The 20767-nt window shown below is 63.6% G+C and carries 15 protein-coding genes; 6 read left to right on the top strand and 9 right to left on the bottom strand.

What is annotated here, in order from left to right:
• Positions 1–203 precede the first annotated feature (203 nt).
• The 5 genes from FFS12_RS04420 to peaA all read right to left on the bottom strand — a co-directional run bounded on the left by FFS12_RS04420 (position 204) and on the right by peaA (position 6623).
• Entirely contained in the window at positions 204–1907 is a 1704-nt protein-coding gene (locus FFS12_RS04420) for an AMP-binding protein (RefSeq protein WP_137885689.1), read from the bottom strand.
• Positions 1908–2046: 139 nt separating this feature from the next.
• Complete coding sequence (gene peaD / locus FFS12_RS04415) at positions 2047–3171, bottom strand: quinohemoprotein amine dehydrogenase subunit beta (protein ID WP_137885688.1); 1125 nt, start codon at positions 3169–3171, stop codon at positions 2047–2049.
• 45 nt (positions 3172–3216) lie between these two features.
• On the bottom strand, positions 3217–3540 hold the full coding sequence (qhpC, locus tag FFS12_RS04410) for a quinohemoprotein amine dehydrogenase subunit gamma (RefSeq protein WP_137885687.1): 324 nt from the start codon (positions 3538–3540) through the stop codon (positions 3217–3219).
• A 1-nt stretch (position 3541) separates the two neighbouring features.
• The gene (gene peaB / locus FFS12_RS04405) at positions 3542–4972 is read right to left on the bottom strand and encodes a quinohemoprotein amine dehydrogenase maturation protein (protein ID WP_137885686.1); all 1431 of its coding nucleotides are present in this window, start codon (positions 4970–4972) and stop codon (positions 3542–3544) included.
• A gap of 73 nt (positions 4973–5045) precedes the next feature.
• Entirely contained in the window at positions 5046–6623 is a 1578-nt protein-coding gene (peaA, locus tag FFS12_RS04400; RefSeq protein ID WP_137885844.1) for a quinohemoprotein amine dehydrogenase subunit alpha, read from the bottom strand.
• 491 nt (positions 6624–7114) lie between these two features.
• Here peaA and FFS12_RS04395 point away from each other — a divergent pair, with 491 nt between their 5' ends.
• Positions 7115–8548: an aldehyde dehydrogenase gene (locus FFS12_RS04395; RefSeq protein ID WP_372239448.1), complete on the top strand. Its 1434-nt coding sequence runs from the start codon at positions 7115–7117 to the stop codon at positions 8546–8548.
• 193 nt (positions 8549–8741) lie between these two features.
• On the opposite strand, the gene FFS12_RS04390 is transcribed toward FFS12_RS04395, so the two are convergent.
• From FFS12_RS04390 to FFS12_RS04375, 4 genes are all read right to left on the bottom strand, one after another.
• A complete protein-coding gene (locus tag FFS12_RS04390) occupies positions 8742–10052 on the bottom strand; it encodes an FAD-dependent monooxygenase (protein WP_171011820.1) in 1311 nt (436 codons plus the stop codon).
• 15 nt (positions 10053–10067) lie between these two features.
• Positions 10068–10748 (bottom strand): S8/S53 family peptidase, encoded by a 681-nt coding sequence (locus FFS12_RS04385; protein ID WP_137885683.1) that lies wholly within the window; start codon positions 10746–10748, stop codon positions 10068–10070.
• A complete protein-coding gene (locus FFS12_RS04380; protein WP_137885682.1) occupies positions 10738–12474 on the bottom strand; it encodes an ABC transporter ATP-binding protein in 1737 nt (578 codons plus the stop codon). The genes FFS12_RS04385 and FFS12_RS04380 overlap by 11 nt, the downstream gene beginning before the upstream one ends.
• Before the next feature lie 61 nt (positions 12475–12535).
• Entirely contained in the window at positions 12536–14443 is a 1908-nt protein-coding gene (locus tag FFS12_RS04375) for a sigma-54-dependent Fis family transcriptional regulator (protein WP_137885681.1), read from the bottom strand.
• 202 nt (positions 14444–14645) lie between these two features.
• Between FFS12_RS04375 and FFS12_RS04370 the strand changes: the two genes are divergently transcribed.
• The 5 genes from FFS12_RS04370 (at position 14646) to FFS12_RS04350 (ending at position 20718) form a co-directional block, all read left to right on the top strand.
• Positions 14646–15044, top strand: coding sequence for a MerR family DNA-binding transcriptional regulator (locus FFS12_RS04370; RefSeq protein ID WP_137819768.1), 399 nt, complete (start codon positions 14646–14648; stop codon positions 15042–15044).
• A 29-nt stretch (positions 15045–15073) separates the two neighbouring features.
• Entirely contained in the window at positions 15074–16237 is a 1164-nt protein-coding gene (locus tag FFS12_RS04365) for an isovaleryl-CoA dehydrogenase (protein WP_137819767.1), read from the top strand.
• A 69-nt stretch (positions 16238–16306) separates the two neighbouring features.
• Positions 16307–17914 carry a carboxyl transferase domain-containing protein gene (locus tag FFS12_RS04360; protein ID WP_137885680.1) on the top strand — a complete coding sequence of 536 codons (1608 nt, stop codon included), beginning with the start codon at positions 16307–16309 and terminating at the stop codon, positions 17912–17914.
• Positions 17915–17977: 63 nt separating this feature from the next.
• Positions 17978–18778 carry a gamma-carboxygeranoyl-CoA hydratase gene (locus tag FFS12_RS04355; RefSeq protein WP_137885679.1) on the top strand — a complete coding sequence of 267 codons (801 nt, stop codon included), beginning with the start codon at positions 17978–17980 and terminating at the stop codon, positions 18776–18778.
• Entirely contained in the window at positions 18775–20718 is a 1944-nt protein-coding gene (locus FFS12_RS04350) for an acetyl/propionyl/methylcrotonyl-CoA carboxylase subunit alpha (RefSeq protein WP_137885678.1), read from the top strand. The genes FFS12_RS04355 and FFS12_RS04350 overlap by 4 nt, the downstream gene beginning before the upstream one ends.
• Positions 20719–20767: the final 49 nt, after the last annotated feature.

The raw sequence follows: 20767 nt of genomic DNA, 5'->3' as shown, positions 1-20767 counted from the left end.
TGTGCTTGGCCATGCTGCGTTGAAAACCGGCTCGGAATGCTCATTTACCACTCGTAAACTCCGCTTCCTCGCCTGTTTTCGCCTTGCCTGACCGGCGCTCGCGACGACCTTGAACAGGTTCTTTGTTGCGGGCCAGCGCGCAGCCGCTGCGGCTGCCGCAAAGCGCTAGTCTGCACTGGGTATCCTGTCGCCACCAGCCGTCCTCACCGATGATTGCTGACTTGCCGTTGTGAAGCAGCCTCGCTCAGCTCCTCGATGCTGATTTCGCGCATGCGGAACTTCTGGATCTTGCCGGTCACTGTCATCGGGAAGGCCTCGACGAACTTGAAGTAGCGCGGCGTCTTGAAGTGCGCGATGCGCTCCTTGCACCAGTTGCGCAGCTCCTCTTCGCTGGCACTCTGGCCGGGGTGGAACTTGATCCAGGCGACGACTTCCTCGCCGTATTTCGGGTCGGGAATGCCGATCACCTGCACATCGGCTACCGCCGGATGGGTGAAGAAGAACTCCTCCAACTCGCGCGGGTAAATGTTTTCGCCGCCGCGAATGATCATGTCCTTGCTGCGCCCGACTATGCACACATAGCCCCGTTCGTTCATCACCGCGAGGTCGCCGCTGTGCATCCAGCCGTCCTTATCTATGGCCTCGGCGGTGGCCTGCGGATTGCCCCAATAGCCGATCATCACGCTGTAACCACGGGTGCAGAGTTCGCCGATCTGGCCATGGGCGACTAGATTGCCCGCCTCGTCGACTATCTTGCTTTCCAGTTGTGGCTGGGTGCGGCCGACCGTGGTCACGCGCACTTCCAGTTCGTCATCGGCACTGGTTTGCAGGGAGACCGGGCTGGTTTCGGTCATGCCATAGGCGATCTGTACTTCGCTCATGTGCATGTCGTCGATCACCCGCCGCATCACCTCGACCGGGCAGGTGGCGCCGGCCATGATCCCGGTGCGCAAACTGGACAGGTCGAATGAGCCGCGTTGCGGATGATCCAGCTCGGCAATGAACATGGTCGGCACGCCATAGAGTGCGGTGGCCTTCTCCTCCGCCACCGCCGCCAGGGTGGCCAACGGATCGAAAGCATCGCCCGGGTAGATCATGGTGGAGCCGTGGGTCAGGCAGCCGAGGTTGCCCATCACCATGCCGAAACAGTGGTACAGCGGCACCGGAATGACCAAGCGGTCGTGCTCGGTCAGCCCCAGGCTCTCGCCGACCATGTAGCCGTTGTTGAGGATGTTATGGTGGCTGAGGGTGGCGCCCTTGGGAAAACCTGTGGTACCGGAGGTGTACTGGATATTGATAGGTTGATCGAAGTGCAGCTCGCTCTGGCGCGCCAGCAATTGTTCGTGCGACACGGTCGCAGCGAGCAGGCTCAGCTCCGACCAGGACAAAAAGCCCGAGGGCGGTTCAGCCGCCAAGCTCACCACGCCACGCAACTCCGGCAGGCGCTCGCTGCGCAACTCACCCGGCAGATACTGCGCCAGTTCGGGCAGGAGCCCGGTGAGCATGGCGTGGTAATCCGAGGTTTTGAAGGCGCTGGCACAAATCAGCCAGGTGCAACCGGACTGTTTGAGGGCGTACTCCAACTCACTGCTGCGGTAGGCCGGATTGATATTGACCAGAACCACGCCAACCTTGGCGCTGGCAAACTGCGTGATGCACCATTCTGCGCAGTTGGGGGCCCAGATGCCCAGGCGGTCGCCGGGTTGCAGCCCTAGAGCCAACAGGGCGCGCGCATGGCGATCGACCACCTCGGCCAGTTGCGCCCAGCTGTAACGCTGCCCGTGATGACGAACCACCAGCGCTTCGCGCTCGGCAAAGCGTGCGACGGTACGGTCGAAAGCCTCGCCTATGGTCATGGCCAACAGGGCTTTGTCCTGCCGACCTTGGGTATAACTCAGTCCAGACATCATGATTCCACTTTTGTATTTATTAGGCGTTTGCATTTAGAACCGTAGGGCGGACTCAGGAGCGCAGCGAACAGTCCGCCAGCCAGTGGCGTACTGCCTTCGGCGAGTACGCCCTACACTTGCTAGAAGCGCCGCAGGTTTAGCGGGTGAAGATTTGCGAGGAGGCGATCGCCATGTCGCCGCCAGGCAACTTGATATTAGTCAGCTTCTTCAACGAGTCGGCGTCATACACCGCCACATCGTTGAAGGTGCCGGTCAGGTAGACCTTGCTCCCCGACTTGTTCAGTGCGACTAGGTAGTAGGAGTGATCCAGCTCACCCACTTCCAGCAGTTTCTGCTGCTTGATGTCGTACTTGGTCAGGCGGTTGAGCACACCGTAGATCAGATTCGGGTCCTTCGGTGAGCGCATGGCGGTGAAGTAGATCTCCGTCAGCGGCGCAAAATCCACGGTCTCGCTCTTGCCGGTGGCCAGGTCGATATTGAAGAAGCCATAGACGAACTCGGCAGTCGCCATGTCCTGCTTCTCATCCTTGAACTTGGCCGCGGTGTAGAGAATGCTGAAGTCGCGCGTATAAGGCTGCTGCGCCCAGGCGTAGAGCACATCCGGCGGGCTGTAGAGCGGGCGTTTCCAGTTGCGGCTGGGCACTGCCACGCCGACCTTGCCGGTGTTCACATCGACCTTGTAGATATCGGCGCCGGCCATATACAGCGTGCCGTCATCGCCGGTTTGCATCACCGTCACCTGGCGCGGTGCCGGGAAGCTGCGCAGCGGTTTGGCCGCCAGCCCGCCATCGGCGGCATAGACCTGCAGCCGCGGCGCTTGCACTTCATAGTGGTCGAGCCCCAACTGGGTCGGGTTGGCGACGCTGTAGATCTCCTTGCCATCCGGGCTGATGGCAATAGAGAACAGCGCGCGCGCACGTTCGCCGGGCTTCTGCGCCAGCGCGGCATGGAACACCAGCTTGCAGCTGTCCAGATCGACGCCGTAGATGTCCCCGTAGTGGTTGTTGAGGATGTAAGCGGTCTTATGGTCCGGAGCGATCTGCGCGGTACCCGGGCCGAAGGCATCCGGCAAGCTGCAGGTTTTATACAGCTTGTCGGTCTGGGTATCGACCAGGTGCAGATTGTTCGGATAGTTGCCCACGACCATGTATTCGTGGCCTGACTGCAGGGCGGGGCCGGTTTCGGCCAACGCCGCCACGGACCAGGAAGTGACCAGCGCGGCTAATGCGGCAGCGATGGTGCCGGAGTGCTTGAACGACATAGCGGAATTCCTCTTCTTGTTCTGGGCCGACTAGTTCTTGACCGACTACTTGTCTTTCGGGAATACGGTGTCAAGGTTGCGCCAGCTCTCATTGGAGCTGATCGCATCCTTGTTCCAGTCCGGGTAGGTGCTCATCATGTCCGGCACCTGGGCGGGCCACCAGCAGGGGTCGGAGCAGCCATACAGGTCGGCTTCCATCGGCTGACAGAGCGAGCTGACGCCACCGAAGGCGTCGATTTCCCAGCCCGGATCGGTGGTCGAGGCACAGCCAACCACGGTGCTCATCGCCAGCACCTCCTCGATACGGTCTTCCTGGGCGGCCTGTTGCAGTATTTGTGCTTTGTTATTGATCGGCTTCAGGTGCTTCATCTCATTTCGCCTTCCGCGGAGTGATATAGCTGCTGATGAAGGCCGGGTTGCCGGCCATGATGCGGCTGTAGACTTCGATGCCGAAGTCCACCCAGTCGCGCATCAGATCGCAGTAGTGATAGGTCGGGTGGGTTGGGTCGCCGTAGCGCGCGTAGCTCTCGTGGTAGCAACCGCCGGAACACAGGTTGCGGATGCGGCAGCTTTCGCAACCTGTGTCGGTCCGGTCCAGACGCTTGGAGAGGAAGTCGCCCAGTTCCACCTGTTTTACCCCCTCATGGACGTTGCCGAAGGTCGGCAGGTCCGAGCCGGTAAAACGGTGGCAGAGGTTCAGCTCACCCTTGTGGTCGACCGCCAGCATCTTCAGCCCGGCACCGCATGGCAGCGCCTTCTTGTGGCCTTCGTGGATGTCGGTGATCAGCTGGTGGAGGTTGGAGAAGCCGATATTGCGGTGCTCCAGCGCGGCCTCCAGATAACGCCGGCCGAGCGCCTTCATATTGGCGAAGACCTCGACCAGCTCTTCGGACCTGAGGTTGAAGTCGCTCAGGTCGCCCGAGGTCACGGGGGCAAAGCCGACTTCGGCAAACCCCAACTCATTGAACAGGTGATCCCAGATGTGCTCGACGTCGGTGATGCCCCGCGTCAGGGTCACCCGGGCGCCGACCGGCCGACTGTTGTAGCGCGCCAGGAGCATCTCGGCTTTTTTCCTGACCACCTCATAGGTGCCCTGCCCGCCCACGGTGATGCGGTTGCGGTCATGCACGGTCTTCGGCCCATCGATGCTGATGGACAGACCGAAACGGTGGCGATTCAGGTAGTCGGCGACTTCTTCGGTCAGCAAGGTGGCGTTGGTGGTCATGACGAACTCGACGAACTTGCCCAGCTCGGCGAAGCGCTGCTCGCAGTAGTCGACCATCTGTTCGATCAGCTTGCGGTTGCTCAGCGGCTCGCCGCCGAAGAACACCACGGTGTAACGCTGCTCGTCCGGCGACTCCTTGAGCAGCATCTCCACCGAGGCGATGGCGGTGTCCAGCTGCATCTTCTTGCCGGCGGACGGCTTGTCCAGGTCTTCCTTATAGCAATAGGTGCAGCTCAGGTTGCAGCCGGTGTTGACGTTCAACACCAGGGTATTCAAGGCAATCCGCTCGACCCGCTTGGCGGTGATGTCCGGCGTCAGCGGCGAGCCGTCGCTGACCACCTCCAGCGCCATCAGGTCACGCAGCGTTTCGTCCACCTCGGCATCGGCGAAACGCCCGGCCAGCCGTTGTACCAGCTCAGCCGAAGAGCAACCCTGCTCACGCAGTGCATCGATAATGCCGCCCGTCAGCTCATCCGTCTGAAACAGCGAACTGCTGGGAATGTGGAACAACATGCGCTCTGCATCGACCTTCACTTCGTGCAGATTGCGCTCAACCAAATTCAAAATAGCGCCCATTACAACCTCCGAGAATCTTCTCAATCCAGCCGTTCAGGCCTGAGCGAGCGGCGCCCGCCCAGGTGCTGCGCGATCAAGGGATGGGTGGGTTGTTCCAGCGTTGCACGGTAACGATCATCTGGCCTTCACCCTTGAGGGACTGCTCGCCTTCGGTGACTGCGGCTATGACCTTGAGATTGCCGGCGTTGTTGGTGGACATCTTGCGTGCCGGGTTCGGCCCGGCTGCGCCCGGCGTGAAGACGCCATCTGCGGCGTTCATCACGCCGGCGAATTTGACGTCCTGGTCTTCGGCGGCGCGCTCATCGAACGGCGCCACAGACCAGGTGGCCGGTACGAAACCGATGCGGTAGGCCTTGCCGTCGGCACCCTGGCCCCAGGCCTCGGCCTCGAAGCGACCTTGCACCTTGGGCGTCGAACCGCCGTTGTCACCGACCCGCGCCACCGAAAACGCCGGCACCACCTTGACCTCGCTGATCTGCCGATACACCGCCAGGCTCGCGCCTTTGAGCGCACCCAGGCTGACCACCCGCACGCCGACCGGCGCATCGCTGGCGGCCTTGACCTTGACCCGCACGCGCTCGGGGGTCTGCTCCAGCACCGAGACCAGCTCGACCCCTTCACCGAACCCCGGCTTACCGCTCAAGCCACTGCCGACCAGCGTCAGCTCGGTTTCGCTGCCGGCCTTGAGGTACTCCGGCTGTACGGCGAGCAAGCGCGCCGTGCCTTGTTTGGCGGCGACGAAGTCCAGGCCGCGCTCATCGTGCTCGGTCTCGAACATCCGCCCACGGATTTCCCCGCCATTGGCGGCGAATACCTGGCGCATGGCGACCCCGTCGACCTTGAGGTTGGCGCGCCATTCGTAGCCGTTGAACAGCACGGCCGAGCCACTGCCGTCGAAGGGTTTGCCGTCGGCGTACTGGCCCTCGAGGCTGACCTTGAATTCATCCTTGCCGCTGACCGCGACGCTCATCAGGCCACGCACATCGCCCTTGCTCGGCAGGTGGCCGCTGAAGCTCCACTCGCCGGCCAATTGCGCCGCGTCCGGGCGCTGTTGCTGCCAGTCGGTCCAGGCCTGGCTGTCCAGCGGGTATCTTTTGGTCAGCTCAGGCACCACCTCTTTGAGCGCCACATCCAGCCAGTCGCGGTCACGCGCCAGCGCTTGGTACTCCAGCGACGGCCATTGCCCCAGGTGGAAGTTGACCAGGTGTTCCCACTCCTTGGCCGGGCGGCGCTGCAGGGCCACCCGCGCACCGGAGTGGCAGCGCGCGCACATCTGGGTGAATTTTTCGTCAAACTGCTCGGCGGTATTCAGCCGGCGCTCCAGGGCGTAGCGCACGCCATCGGTTTCGCTTGGCGCCAAGCCCTGCTGGTCGGCGAGGTATTTCACCAGGGAGCGGCGGTCCTCGTCGCCGATCTGCAGGCCATGCATGGTCTGCATCCGCGCAATGCTCATCAGCCAGCCCTCGGGCGTTTTACGCTGATGACTGATGCGGCTCAGGTCGTTGTCGCCTTCCGGGATGTGACATCCCTGACAGGTCTCTTTGAGGATGGTTGCGCCATCCCTTGCAGCCATGGCCTGGGGCGCCTGCAATGCGGCGCCAACAGCCAGCGCTAGCGTTCCGACGCTCAGGTAATGCCGGAGTAGTGTCATCTTCAAAATCAGACCTCCACGGTTTTTTTCTTATGATTGGCGCCACTGCCCAGCTACATAGGAGTGCGACTGCCATGGCAAATACACATTGCATGCCAGCGTTTATAAAACTCTTATAAATCAGCTGGATGAGCGATTTTAATGACGATATTCAGGCCTAGGACTCGAGCGTCCGGCGTTTAAATTCGCGACAGCTGTATAACTCTGCGACAGAAGGTCGCGCAGCTCCTGGCAATGGGTATCCCGGCCTGTTCCAGGGCTGTCTCAGGCCGTCTCAAACTGTGACAGCAGAGGTTGCCATTCAAGCCCCAGTATCAAAATAAGATCATTTAATTTCAGTGACTTATAGAAACAACCCAGGTTTGGCATGACGGTTGCGAAAGAGCCGTCACCCAAGAGCACTAACCGAGGCTGATTCCATGAGTTCTTCCCTGCCCCTTAACCCACCCCTCAACCCGAAAACGCTCGAGTTCATTCAGCGTAGGCAAAGAATGTTGCTCGGCGAGCAATGGCTCGATGCCGCCAGCGGCGCGACCATGAGCGTGCGCAACCCGGCTACCGGTGAAGTGCTGAGTGAGGTGCCTCGCGCCTCCCAGGCTGACGTCGACAACGCCGTGCAGGCTGCCCGCCAGGCCTTCGACGATTCGCCCTGGAGCCGCATGCGCCCACGGGAACGGCAGAACCTGCTGTGGCGCCTGGCCGATCTGATGGAGCGCGACGCCGAGGTACTGGCCGAGATCGAATGCCTGAACAACGGCAAAAGCGCGCAAGTGGCCCGGCTGATGGACGTGCAACTGTCCATCGACTTTCTGCGTTATATGGCCGGCTGGGCCACCAAGATCGAAGGCTCCTGCGTCGAGGTGTCGATGCCGCTGATGCCGGATGATCAGTTCCATGGCTTTATCCGCCGCGAAGCCATAGGCGTGGTCGGCGCCATAGTCGCCTGGAACTTCCCGCTGCTGCTGGCCTGCTGGAAGCTCGGCCCGGCCCTGGCGACCGGTTGCACCCTGGTGCTCAAACCGGCGGACGAAACCCCGCTGTCGGCCCTGATGCTCGCCGAACTGGTACTCGAAGCCGGCTACCCGGCGGGCGTCTTCAACGTGGTCACCGGCACCGGCATCGAGGCCGGTGCGGCGCTCAGCCACAACCCGGATGTCGACAAGCTGACCTTCACCGGCTCCACCGAAGTCGGCAAGCAGATAGGCCGGGCGGCCATGGACAACATGACCCGCGTCACCCTGGAGCTGGGCGGCAAGTCGCCGACCATCGTCATGGCCGATGCCGACCTGCAACAGGCGGCCGCCGGTGCGGCCAGCGCCATCTTCTTCAACCAGGGCCAGGTCTGCTGCGCCGGCTCGCGCCTGTATGTGCAGCGCAAGCACTTCGACAAGGTGATCGCCGACATCGCCGACATCGCCAACGCCATGAAGCTCGGTAACGGCCTGGATCCGAGCGTGGCCATGGGCCCGCTGATTTCGGCGCGCCAACAGGAGCGTGTGTATGGCTACATCGAGCGCGGCCGCGAGCTGGGCGCCACCATCGCCTGCGGCGGCGAGCAATTCGGCCCCGGCTACTTCGTCAAACCGACGGTGATTGTCGATGTCGATCAACGCGGCCCGCTGGTACAGGAGGAAATCTTCGGCCCGGTACTGGTGGCGATGCCCTTCGACGATATCGAAGAGGCGATCCGCCTGGCCAACGACAACCGCTATGGCCTGGGCGCCAGCATCTGGTCGAACAACCTCGCGGCGGTACACCGGATGATCCCGCGGATCAAATCCGGCTCGGTCTGGGTCAACTGCCACAGCGCCCTGGACCCCGCCCTGCCCTTTGGCGGTTACAAGATGTCCGGCGTCGGCCGCGAGATGGGCGCGGCGGCCATCGAGCACTACACCGAGCTGAAATCGGTGTTGATCAAGCTGTAAACGCCAAAAGGGGGAAGGGTAAAACCGTTTCCCCCTTTTGGGACCGAACCGTAGGGCGGACTCAGGAGCGCAGCGAACAGTCCGTCATTTCCGGCAAAGCCCGCCATTTCCGGCGAGGACGCAGTTGCGGCGTACTGCCTTCGGCGAGTACGCCCTACGCAAAGCCCGGCACGCATTCAGCGCGGATAAACCGCTACCCCTGGCGATAGCCTTGGCTATGCAGCCAGCCGTAGACCATCCGCTGTTGCGCCACGGCCAGCGGTGCCAGCACCTCGGCTAGCGGCGCGGACTGCAGCGCCCGCACTAGCGGCGCCAGCTCTATCCCCTGCAGATGCCAGATCCCCAGCGGCTGATCCGCGGTTATCACCACCTCCGCCTCGTCGATCAGCTCGCCATGGATCACCGGCGCCCGCGCCACCCGCAGGCTCGCGTAATCCGCCGGCTGGTGCAGCGGCAAATCATCCGGCCAGTGGCGTCGACTCTGCCAGAACGGCCGCGCGGCCCACCGTTGTTCCATGGCGTAAAAATCCCGGCCGATTCGGGCGAAGCGCAGGAACAGCTGCTCCACCCGCTGCTGATGAAACTGCCGCGCCAATGCAGCCCGCTCGGGCCTCTGCAGCAGCGTGTTGATCACCGCAGGCGCCTGCAGGGACGACGACAGCGACTGGAAGATGCCATTACCCGAGAGCGGATCGACGGCCATCGCCGCATCACCGACGCGCAGCCAGTTATCACCGGAGGTCTGCAGGCACAGCGTGGCCGTGCTGCTGCGGGCATGCAGCGCGCTCGGTTGCAACGCCGCCGCGCCGAACAGCTCGCGGACCAAAGCCGACTGCCTACGCTGGGCCGCGCAGAATTCCGCCAGTCGGGACTTTTCCGGCAAGTCGGCGCTGGCCACATCGAGGGTCAGCTGCCAGAAACAACGGCCATCGCCCAGGCGCGCCATCCAGGCCCAGCCATCGGCCAGACTCTCCACCGCCGAGCGGGCCGGGCCGGGCTCTTCCTGCCAGGCATTGAGCAGGCTGAGGCTTTCCTGGCCGCGCAGACCTTTGCCGGATAACGGCGCCTGACGCCCACGGGCTTCCACCAGGAAATCGGCGTGACAGCTCAGCGGGCCGCTGGTGCTATCCAGTTGCAGGCGATGGCCCGCGGCAGTCGAACTCAGCTCGCGCACCCGCGCCTCGATCAGCTCGACGCCGGCCGCCAACAGATCCTGGCGGATCGCCGCATCGAACACCGGCCTATCCAGCAGATGCTCCACATTCGGCGCATGGGCTTCGCCGTTCCACTGCACCTGCCGGGGCGAAGCCGCGCCGGCACTGGCCAGCGCCTGGTGCAGCCCGGCCTGGCGCAAGCCCTCCAGCACTCGCTGGGAGACCCCTTCCAGCGCCGCGAAGCGCCGCCATTCACTGACCACGCACACCCCATAGCCCAGGCGTTTGAGCCCCAGCGCCACCGCCGCGCCGGCCGGGCCGGCGCCGAGCACGACTATCTGTTTATTCATCACGCTGTTTGTCCATCAAGACACCAGCCCACGCCGCTCCGGGCCGACAAAGGCGGCCTGGCTGCGCAGATGTTCGAGCAGCGCCGGCACGCTGGCTGCGGGATGCTCCAGCAGATAAGCCGCGGCATGCCCGCTAAGCACTGCACTGGCAATACTGGCGCCGGCCAGATCGCCGCTGGTCGAGGCCACCGGCGCGCCGAAATCCGCCTGCGGGCTGTTCAGCCAGGACCATTGCCCACCCGCACAGCGCGCATCGCCGGTGACCCGCAGCACACCGGGATAGCTCGCCGGAAACACCGGCTCACCGCGCGCCGGGCTGGCCGCGCAGAGCAGGATGCCGGCTGCCTGTGCGGCCGCGCAGGCTTCACGCAGTAACGGGCGGTCCTGGCGTACGCCGAGGCTCAGGTTGATCAGCGCCACGTCCTGCTCCATCAGCCAGTAAATCGCCGCGGCGATTTGCAGCGGGCTGGTCAGCCAGCGCTCGCTAAACACCTGCGCCAGGCAAAACTGCCCGGCAGCCGCCCGCTCGGCGATGGCGGCCAGCACCGCCGTGCCGTGCCCGAGGCAATCCAGTTGGGCCGCGCCCTCCTGCAGGCTGTCATCCGCCAGCCAGAAACGCCGCGCGACCAGCACCTGGGCGGCCTGCGCGGCGCTATGGCCGCTGTCGATGATGCCGATGCGCAACTCAGCGGCCATGTAGCACGGGCTCCTCAATAGCGCAGGCCAACAACTGGCCGTCGTGCAGCTCGAAGCGAAGTTCGGCTTGCGCCAGGGTCGAGGGCCGGTGGCTGATGAGAATCCGCGTACGGCCAATGAACAGCTGGTCGATGGCGGCTATCACCTCTCGTTCGGTGGCCTCATCGACAGCCGAGGTGGCCTCATCCAGCACCAGAATCAATGGGTCCTGCAGCAAGGCGCGGGCAATAGCTATGCGTTGTTTCTGGCCGCCGGAAAGTTGCTGGCCACGTTCGCCGAGTTGACTGTCCAGCCCGTGCGGCATGGACTCGATCAAGCTGTCGAGCTGTGCCAATCGGGCGACCTTCTCGATTTCCACGCGGCTGGCCTGGGGTGCGCTGTAGCTGAGGTTGTCGGCCAGGCTGCCGCGAAACAGCACGATGTCCTGGCTGACCACGGCGATGCGCTGGCGCAGGGCAAATAGATCCAGCTCCCGCAAGTCGATGCCTTCCAGGCGGATACAGCCCTGATCCGGATCGTAGAACCGCTGCAAGAGGTCGATCAGCGTCGACTTACCGACCCCCGAGGCCCCGCTGATGGCTACTTTCAGCCCGCCCGGAATCTGCGCGTCGATCCCGCGCAACACCGGCTGCGCGCGCTGGTCGTGGCCGAACCAGACGTTCTCGAAGCTCAAGTCACCCACACCAGCCGGCAAATCGCGGGGCTGCGCCGGCTGGCTGACCTGCGCCGGCTCGCGCTTGAGCTCCATCACCCGCCCGAGACTGACAGTCATGCGCTGTAAGGCCACGTACAAACCCAGTAGGCTCTGTACTGGCCCCACGGCCATGCCCAGATAGGTGGAAAAAGCGATCAGCGCGCCCAGTTGCCAGGTGCCCTGGATCACCCAATAGCCGCCGATCAGAAAGGCCCCGGCGCGGGAGAGCGAGGTCAGCGTGCCCGGCACCGCGTTGGTGAAAAACTCGGTCACCTGCAACTTCAGCAGCTGGCTCATATAGCTGTCGCCCAGATGCTTAAGGCGATGGGATTCGCGCCGCTGCTGGCCGGCGGACTGGATGAACTTCATCGCCGGCAGGGTTTCCACCAGGAACGAGGAGACATCCGCCGAGCGCTCGCGCAACTGGCGCACATTGCGTTCGACCTTGCGGCGCATCCAGCGCAACCAGAGGACTTCCAGCGGGATCAACAGGGCGACTATCAGCGAGAGCTTCCAGTTCAGCGTCAACAGCAAGGCCACCGCGCCAAGCAGGCCGATCACGCTGGAGACCGCCGAGAATAGCGAATCCACGGCAAAGCGCTGGATTTCCGCGACATCGCCATCCAGCCGCGAGAGCAGATCGCCGATCCGTTTGCGCCCGTAAAACGCCGGCGACAGCTGCTGCAAGTGCTGGTACAGCGCATCGCGCAGGGCGAACAGAATCCGCCCGGACAAGCGCGTGTGCAGGTAGCGGTTAATCCCGGCCAGCAGCGTGCTGAAAATGCCCACCGCAATCATCGCCAGTGCCACCTTCAGCAACACGCCGAAGTCCTTGGCCAACAAGCCGTCGTCGATCAGCATCTTGGTCAGCCAAGGCTGCGCCAACACCAGCAGCGAAGCGCTTAGCGAGAGCGCCAACAGGCCGAGGATGGCGCGCAGGTGCGGGCGCACAAAACCGAACAGCCAGCCGATGGCTTGCTGAAAGGTTGCGGGGTCGTCTGTTTCGATAAGCCGGAGCAAAAACCTGGACATCGGTGATCAACGCCATCCAATCGGGGGAAGCCGGGCGCCGGAATTGGCGTCCGCATCAATGCTATGCGCGGAACTGCTTCAGCTTGCGATACAGGGTCGCGCGGCTGATGCCCAGGGAGTCGGCCGCGGCGGACACATTGCCGTGGTGCCGGTCGAGGGAGCTGCGGATCAGCTCCAGTTCGTTTTCACGGATACGCCCGCAGGGTTGCCGGCAACTGGCGGTCAGATCGTCCAGCAGGCTGTCGGTCAGGTGCTCCAGGCCCAATTCGGTTTCCGCCCCTTCACGCATGGCCAGCGCGGCGCGCAAGACCATTTCCAGCTGGCGGATATTGCCCGGCCAATCGTAGTGGGCGAGCAGTTCCCCAAGTTCCTGGTCGATGCTTATATGGCTGGCGCCCAGCTTGTTCAGCACAGTGGCGATCAAGCCGTCGATGTCATCCCGCTCGCGCAGCGCCGGCAGCCGCAGGCTCACACCGTTGACTCGGTAATAGAGGTCTTCGCGGAAGCTCTTGTCCTGCACCAGCTGCTTGAGGTCGCGGTGCGTGGCGCAAATCACCGCCACGTCGATGTCCTGCTCCTCGCCGGCGCCCAAAGGCGCCACCTTGCGCTCCTGGAGCACACGCAACAGGCGGGCTTGCAGGCTCAGCGGCATATCGCCGATTTCATCGAGGAACAGCGTGCCGCCATTGGCCTGCAACAGGCGCCCGAGCATGCCGCCTTTGCGCGAACCGGTGAACGCCCCCTCGCGGTAACCGAACAGTTCCGACTCGATCAGCCCCTCGGGAATCGCCGCGCAGTTCACCGCGACAAAGGGTTTATCGGCACGCAGACTGGACTGATGCAGCGCCCGCGCCACCACTTCCTTGCCGGTGCCGGTTTCGCCCAACAGCAGCACCGGCAAGCCGCCCGCCAGCCCCTGTTGAGCCATGCGCAGCGAGCGGGCAAAACGGCTGTTAGTGCCGGCCAACTCTTCCAGCAGCAGGCGTTTCGGCGCCGACACAGTAGCAGCCGCAGGCGCAGCCATTGCGGCGCAGCGTGGAATTTGCAGAGCCTTGAAGAAGAACTCGCCGCCGGCGGTTTGCACGCTGCTGACCGCGCCCTGCAACAGACGGGCCATGAACTGGCCGCTACGGCCGCCGAGAAAGTCCTGGCAACGACGCCCGAGCAGGCTCGCCCGCGGCAGTTTCAGCAGATCGCAGGCCTGCTGGTTGGCGGCCAGCACTTCACCATCCAGGCTCAGCGCCAGCAGGCCATGCCAGGCGGAACCCAAGTATTGTCGGCGACTGTGGAACGCCAGAATGATCTGCTCGGGATAAAAAGCGCCGAACAGCCGGCCCTCGATATTGCTGGCCACCAGCATCAAGGTCGCGAGGCTGTCCTGCGGCTGGGTCAACACGCCTTCGCGAGTCAGATCGATGACTCCTATGACTTGGCCCAGTGGATTCTTGATCGGCACCGAGGTGCAGGAGAACCGGCTCAAGCGATCCAGGTAGTGCTCGCCACAGTTGATCAAGGTCGGCCGGCCTTCCACCACGGCCGTGCCCAGGGCATTGGTGCCCCGCAGCGCCTCACTCCAGCAGTTGCCCGGCGCCAGGTCGCGTAGCTCGAAGGCCTTGAGGTATTCGGTTTGCCCCTCGACGGCCAGCACAGTCGCATCGGCATTGCCGAGAACGATCAGCCCGCCTTTACCTTGCTGGGCGATCAGGTAGTCCAGCTCGGGGGTGGCGGCATCGATCAGCACGCGGTTCTGCGCCAGCAATAACTCGAGGTCATTGCTCAGGTGCAAACCGATCGCTTCTTCATCGATGCAGCTCAGGCCATGGCCGATACTGCGCCGCCAGGACGCATCGATTTCGTCACGCAGCAGACCTTGCGGCAACTGCCCATCGACAATCAGTTTCTCCCGAACCAGTCGGGACTCATGCAGCGGGTCGGTGCTTATTATTTTTGTTGAAAATGATTGGCTCATCTCTCACTCCGGCTGGGTTTGCATCAACACCGCCCCGATCGACTGGCTGGGCTAGGGTGGCCGATGACAAAACGCGCACGCTGTAAAATGTCTACACCTAGACCCGCTGACAGTAAAGGCCGTGCACAGCGTTCGGTTATTGACAGCCCTGCCTTGTAGCTTTACGTTAACGTAAAGGTAAACGCATTGCGAGCATTCATCCATGTCTACGACCTACAGCATTTCCGACCTTGCCCGCGAACTGGATATCACTACCCGTGCCATCCGCTTCTATGAAGAGCAAGGCATGCTCACGCCGGAGCGGCGTGGCCAGGAACGCATCTATTCGGCACGCGACAAGGTTTCCCTGAAGCTGATTCTGCGCGGCAAGCGCATCGGCTTTTCCCTCGCCGAATGCCGTGAGCTGATCGAGCTGTACGACCCGAGCGGCGGCAATCGCAAGCAGTTGGAAACCTTTATGCGCAAGATCACCGAGCGCCGCGCGCAGCTTGAACAGCAACTGCTAGATATCCAGCAGATGCAGCTGGAGCTGGATACGGCCGAGGAACGCTGCCATATCGCACTCGCAGAAACGCTTAAACAACAAGACCTTACCGTTTAAACCTAATCATAAAGATCACAGGTGGAACCATGAGCTATCCGTCCCTCAACTTCGCCCTCGGCGAAACCATCGACATGCTGCGCGACCAGGTTCAAGCCTTCGTTGCCGCTGAACTCGCCCCGCGTGCTGCCGCTATCGACAGCGACAACCTCTTCCCGGCTGACATGTGGAAGAAGTTCGGCGACATGGGCCTGCTCGGCATCACAGTCCCGGAGGAATACGGCGGCTCGGGCCTCGGTTACCTGGCGCACGTGGTCGCACTGGAAGAGATCAGCCGTGGTTCGGCCTCGGTCGGCCTCTCCTACGGCGCCCACTCCAACCTCTGCGTCAACCAGATCAACCGCAACGGCACTGCCGAGCAGAAAGCCAAATACCTCCCCAAGCTGGTCTCCGGCGAGCATATCGGCGCCCTGGCGATGAGCGAGCCGAATGCCGGCTCCGATGTGGTATCGATGAAACTGCGCGCCGACCGCAAGGGCGAGCACTTCGTCCTCAACGGCAGCAAGACCTGGATCACCAACGGCCCGGACGCCAACACCTATGTGATCTACGCCAAGACCGACCTGGAGAAAGGCCCGCAGGGCATCACCGCGTTCATCGTCGAGCGCGACTGGAAAGGTTTCTCCCGTAGCAGCAAGTTCGACAAGCTCGGTATGCGCGGCTCGAACACCTGCGAACTGTTCTTCGATGACGTCGAAGTGCCGGAAGAAAACATCCTCGGCGTGCTCAACGGCGGCGTGAAGGTGCTGATGAGCGGCCTGGACTACGAGCGTGTGGTGCTCTCCGGCGGCCCCATCGGGATCATGCAGGCCTGCATGGACGTCGTGCTGCCCTACATCCACGACCGCAAGCAGTTCGGCCAGAGCATCGGCGAGTTCCAGCTGATCCAGGGCAAGGTCGCCGACATGTATACCCAGCTCAACGCCAGCCGCGCCTACCTGTATGCCGTGGCGAATGCCTGCGACCGTGGCGAAACCACCCGCAAGGACGCCGCCGGGGTCATCCTCTACAGCGCCGAGCGCGCCACGCAGATGGCCCTGGATGCGATCCAGATTCTCGGCGGCAACGGCTACATCAACGAGTTCCCCACCGGCCGCCTGCTGCGCGACGCCAAGCTCTACGAAATCGGCGCCGGCACCAGCGAAATCCGCCGCATGTTGATTGGTCGCGAGCTGTTCAACGAGACCAAGTAACCCGTAGGGTGCGCCATGCGCACCGGGCAAACATGATGGTGCGCGCGGCGCACCCTACAGGGACTTCCCATGGCCATCCTTAACACCCAGATCAATACCCGCACGCCGGAGTTCGCCGCCAATAACGCGGCCATGCTCAAGCAGGTCGACGACCTGCGTGCCCTGCTCGGCCGCGTCCACGAAGGCGGCGGCGCCAAGGCGCAGGAGCGGCACCGCTCGCGCGGCAAACTGCTGCCGCGGGAACGGATCAATCGCCTGCTCGACCCCGGCTCGCCCTTCCTGGAAGTCGGCCAGCTGGCCGCCCACGAGGTGTATGGCGAGGACGTGCCGGCCGCCGGCGTGATCGCCGGGATCGGTCGTGTCGAAGGCATCGAGTGCATGATCCTGGCCAACGACGCCACGGTCAAAGGCGGCAGCTACTACCCGCTGACGGTGAAGAAGCACCTGCGCGCGCAGACCATAGCCCGGGAAAACCGCCTGCCGTGCATCTACCTGGTCGACTCCGGCGGCGCCAACCTGCCGCGCCAGGACGAGGTGTTTCCGGACCGCGAACACTTCGGCCGAATCTTCTTCAACCAGGCCAATATGAGCGCCATGGGGATTCCCCAAATTGCGGTGGTGATGGGTTCCTGCACCGCCGGCGGCGCCTATGTGCCGGCCATGTCCGACGAAACCATCATGGTTCGCAACCAGGCCACGATCTTCCTCGCCGGCCCGCCGCTGGTGCGGGCCGCCACCGGTGAAGTGGTCAGCGCCGAAGACCTCGGCGGTGCCGATGTGCACTGCAAAACCAGCGGGGTCGCCGACCACTACGCCGAGAACGACGAGCATGCGCTGGCCCTCGCCCGCCGTTGCATCGGCAACCTGAACTGGCGCAAACAAGGCCAACTGCATAGCCGCACGCCACGCCTGCCGCTGTATGCCGGCGATGAACTGTACGGCGTGATCCCGGCCGACGCCAAACAGCCCTTCGATGTGCGGGAAGTGATAGCGCGGCTGGTCGACGGCTCCGAATTCGATGAGTTCAAGGCGCTGTTCGGTGCCACCCTGGTCTGCGGCTTCGCGCATATCCAGGGCTATCCGCTAGCGATCATCGCCAATAACGGGATCTTGTTCGCCGAGTCCGCACAGAAAGGCGCGCACTTCATCGAACTGGCCTGCCAGCGCGGCATTCCGCTGCTGTTCCTGCAGAACATCACCGGTTTCATGGTCGGGCAGAAGTACGAAGCCGGCGGCATCGCCAAGCACGGCGCCAAACTGGTGACCGCGGTGGCCTGCGCCAGGGTGCCGAAGTTCACCGTGATCATCGGCGGCAGCTTCGGTGCGGGTAACTACGGGATGTGTGGCCGTGCCTACGATCCGCGTTTTTTGTGGATGTGGCCGAACGCGCGAATCGGCGTGATGGGCGGCGAACAGGCCGCCGGGGTACTGGCGCAGGTCAAACGCGAACAAGCGGAACGCAGCGGCCACAGCCTCAGCGCCGAGGATGAAGCGAAGATCAAACAGCCGATCCTCGAACAGTACGAGCACCAGGGCCACCCCTACTACTCCAGCGCGCGGCTCTGGGATGACGGCGTGATCGACCCGGCGCAAACCCGCGAGGTGCTGGCGCTGGCACTGTCCGCGTCCCTGAATGCCCCTATCGAGCCGACCACCTTTGGCGTCTTTCGCATGTAGGGTGCGCCGCGCGCACCAATGTTCAACGTATCGGTGCGCACAGCGCACCCTACAGGAATGACCATGACCGACTTCACCACCGTGCAACTGGAAAAAGATCCGCGCGGCATTGCCACGCTGTGGCTCAATCGCCCGGAGAAGAACAACGCCTTCAACGCCGAGATGATCCGCGAGCTGATCCTCGCCCTGGATGCCGTCCAGGCCGACCGCAGCCTGCGTTTCCTGCTGCTGCGTGGCCGCGGCCAGCACTTTTCCGCCGGCGCCGACCTGGCCTGGATGCAGCACTCGGCGACCCTCGACTACAACTCCAACCTGAATGACTCGCGCGAACTGGCCGAGCTGATGCACAACCTCTACCACCTCAAGCTGCCGACCCTGGCCGTGGTGCAGGGCGCCGCTTTTGGTGGCGCACTGGGGCTGATCAGTTGCTGCGACATGGCGATTGGCGCGAGCGATGCGCAGTTCTGCCTGTCCGAAGTGCGCATCGGCCTGGCCCCGGCGGTGATCAGCCCCTTCGTGGTGCAGGCGATTGGCGAGCGCGCGACACGGCGATATGCGCTGACCGCCGAGCGTTTCAGCGGTGAACGGGCCCAACAACTGGGCCTGCTCGCCGAGTGCTACGCGCCGGGGGAGCTGGATCGAGCCCTAAGCAATTGGGTCGACAACTTGCTGCTCAACAGCCCGCACGCCATGCAGGTCAGCAAGACCCTGCTCCAGGAAGTCGGCTCCGGTGTGCTGTCGCCGGCCCTGCGCCGCTATACCGAAAACGCCATCGCCCGCATCCGCGTCAGCCCCGAGGGGCAAGAAGGCTTGCGCGCCTTCCTCGACAAGCGCAAACCCGCCTGGCAGGAGCCCGAAGCATGATTAGCACCTTATTGATTGCCAACCGCGGCGAGATCGCTTGCCGGGTGATGCGCACCGCCAAGGCCCTGGGGATCACCACCGTGGCCGTCCACAGCGCCATCGACCGCAACGCCCGCCATGTGCGCGAGGCGGATATCGCGGTCGATCTTGGCGGCGCCAAACCGGCGGAGAGCTACCTGCTGGTGGATAAACTGATCGCCGCCGCCAAGGCCACCGGCGCCCAGGCGATTCACCCGGGCTATGGCTTCCTCTCGGAGAACGCCGGCTTCGCCCGCGCCATCGAGAGCGCCGGCCTGCTGTTTCTCGGCCCACCGGCAAGCGCCATCGACGCCATGGGCAGCAAGTCCGCCGCCAAGGCGCTGATGGAAGAAGCCGGCGTACCGCTGGTGCCGGGTTATCACGGCGAAGCGCAGGATGTGGAGACCTTCCGCGTCGCTTCCGAACGCATCGGCTACCCGGTACTGCTCAAGGCCGCCGCCGGTGGTGGCGGCAAAGGCATGAAGGTGGTCGAACGCGAAGCCGAACTGGCGGAGGCACTGGCCTCGGCCCAGCGTGAAGCGCAGTCGTCGTTTGGCGATTCGCGGATGCTGGTCGAAAAGTATGTGTTGAAGCCGCGCCACGTCGAAATCCAGGTATTCGCCGACCAGCACGGCAACTGCCTGTACCTCAACGAGCGCGACTGCTCGATCCAGCGCCGCCACCAGAAGGTGGTCGAAGAGGCGCCGGCCCCCGGTCTCAGCCCGGAACTGCGCAAGGCCATGGGCGAGTCTGCGGTACGCGCCGCCCAGGCCATCGGCTATGTCGGCGCCGGCACCGTGGAGTTCCTGCTGGACGAGCGTGGCGACTTCTTCTTCATGGAGATGAACACCCGCCTGCAGGTCGAGCACCCGGTCACCGAGGCGATTACCGGCCTCGACCTGGTCGCCTGGCAGATCCGCGTGGCTCGCGGCGAACCGCTGCCACTGACGCAGGCCGAGGTACCGCTGATTGGCCACGCCATCGAAGTGCGCCTGTATGCCGAAGACCCGGACAACGACTTCCTGCCCGCCACCGGCACCCTCGCGCTTTACCGTGAGTCCGCTGCCGGCCCTGGCCGCCGCGTAGACAGCGGCGTAGAACAAGGCGATACGGTGTCGCCGTTCTACGATCCGATGCTCGGCAAGCTGATCGCCTGGGGCGAGACCCGCGAGGAAGCCCGTCAGCGTCTGCTGGCGATGCTCGGTGAAACCGCCGTCGGTGGGGTGAGAACCAACCTGGCGTTCCTGCGGCGCGTACTCGCCCATCCGGCGTTCGCCGCCGCCGAACTGGATACCGGTTTTATCCCGCGCTACCAGGAGCAATTGCTGCCGCCAGCCAGCGCCCTGCCCGCCGAGTTCTGGCAACTGGCCGCGCACGCCTTCGCTCTAAGCGAACCGGCGCGCCAGCGCGAGGATGACCGGCATTCCTCCTGGGCCGTTTCCACCGGCTGGCGCGCCGGCTTGCCGACTGAAACCGATCTGCACCTGAGCTGCGCCGGCGAGCAGCAAGTCGTGCGCCTGCGCAGCACAGGCAGCGACAGCGCCGTGCAACTGCGCGGCGAACGCTTGGTCGTCGAGCACAACGGCACGCGCAGCCAACACCTGGCGATCCGCCAGGGCCCTACGCTTTATCTGCAGTGGCAAGGCGAACTGCGGGCGGTGCAGTACTTCGACCCGATCGCCGAGGTCGAAGCCAGCCATCACCATCATGGCGGGCTGACGGCCCCCATGAACGGCAGTATCGTGCGAGTCCTGGTCGAGGCCGGTCAGAATGTCGAGGCCGGTGCCGCCCTGGTGGTGCTGGAGGCGATGAAGATGGAACACAGCATCCGCGCGCCGCAGGCTGGCATCGTCAAGGCGCTGTATTGTGCCGAAGGCGAAATGGTCAGCGAAGGCACCGTACTGGTGGAACTGGAAACCTAACCAGGTAGGGCGTACTCGTCGAAGGCAGTACGCCACTGATTGGCAATAC

The sequence above is a fragment of the Pseudomonas sp. 2FE genome (assembly GCF_005503735.1).
Taxonomy (GTDB): domain Bacteria; phylum Pseudomonadota; class Gammaproteobacteria; order Pseudomonadales; family Pseudomonadaceae; genus Aquipseudomonas.
Note: the sequence above shows the minus strand (reverse complement) of the source record. Positions and strands in the feature narration are given on the sequence as shown.

Coding starts and splice junctions, on each gene's coding strand:
- FFS12_RS04420 (WP_137885689.1), bottom strand. CDS start 1,907: ATGTCTGGACTGAGTTATACCCAAGGTCGGCAGGACAAAGCCCTGTTG.
- peaD (WP_137885688.1), bottom strand. CDS start 3,171: ATGTCGTTCAAGCACTCCGGCACCATCGCTGCCGCATTAGCCGCGCTG.
- qhpC (WP_137885687.1), bottom strand. CDS start 3,540: ATGAAGCACCTGAAGCCGATCAATAACAAAGCACAAATACTGCAACAG.
- peaB (WP_137885686.1), bottom strand. CDS start 4,972: ATGGGCGCTATTTTGAATTTGGTTGAGCGCAATCTGCACGAAGTGAAG.
- peaA (WP_137885844.1), bottom strand. CDS start 6,623: ATGACACTACTCCGGCATTACCTGAGCGTCGGAACGCTAGCGCTGGCT.
- FFS12_RS04395 (WP_372239448.1), top strand. CDS start 7,115: ATGTTGCTCGGCGAGCAATGGCTCGATGCCGCCAGCGGCGCGACCATG.
- FFS12_RS04390 (WP_171011820.1), bottom strand. CDS start 10,052: ATGAATAAACAGATAGTCGTGCTCGGCGCCGGCCCGGCCGGCGCGGCG.
- FFS12_RS04385 (WP_137885683.1), bottom strand. CDS start 10,748: ATGGCCGCTGAGTTGCGCATCGGCATCATCGACAGCGGCCATAGCGCC.
- FFS12_RS04380 (WP_137885682.1), bottom strand. CDS start 12,474: ATGTCCAGGTTTTTGCTCCGGCTTATCGAAACAGACGACCCCGCAACC.
- FFS12_RS04375 (WP_137885681.1), bottom strand. CDS start 14,443: ATGAGCCAATCATTTTCAACAAAAATAATAAGCACCGACCCGCTGCAT.
- FFS12_RS04370 (WP_137819768.1), top strand. CDS start 14,646: ATGTCTACGACCTACAGCATTTCCGACCTTGCCCGCGAACTGGATATC.
- FFS12_RS04365 (WP_137819767.1), top strand. CDS start 15,074: ATGAGCTATCCGTCCCTCAACTTCGCCCTCGGCGAAACCATCGACATG.
- FFS12_RS04360 (WP_137885680.1), top strand. CDS start 16,307: ATGGCCATCCTTAACACCCAGATCAATACCCGCACGCCGGAGTTCGCC.
- FFS12_RS04355 (WP_137885679.1), top strand. CDS start 17,978: ATGACCGACTTCACCACCGTGCAACTGGAAAAAGATCCGCGCGGCATT.
- FFS12_RS04350 (WP_137885678.1), top strand. CDS start 18,775: ATGATTAGCACCTTATTGATTGCCAACCGCGGCGAGATCGCTTGCCGG.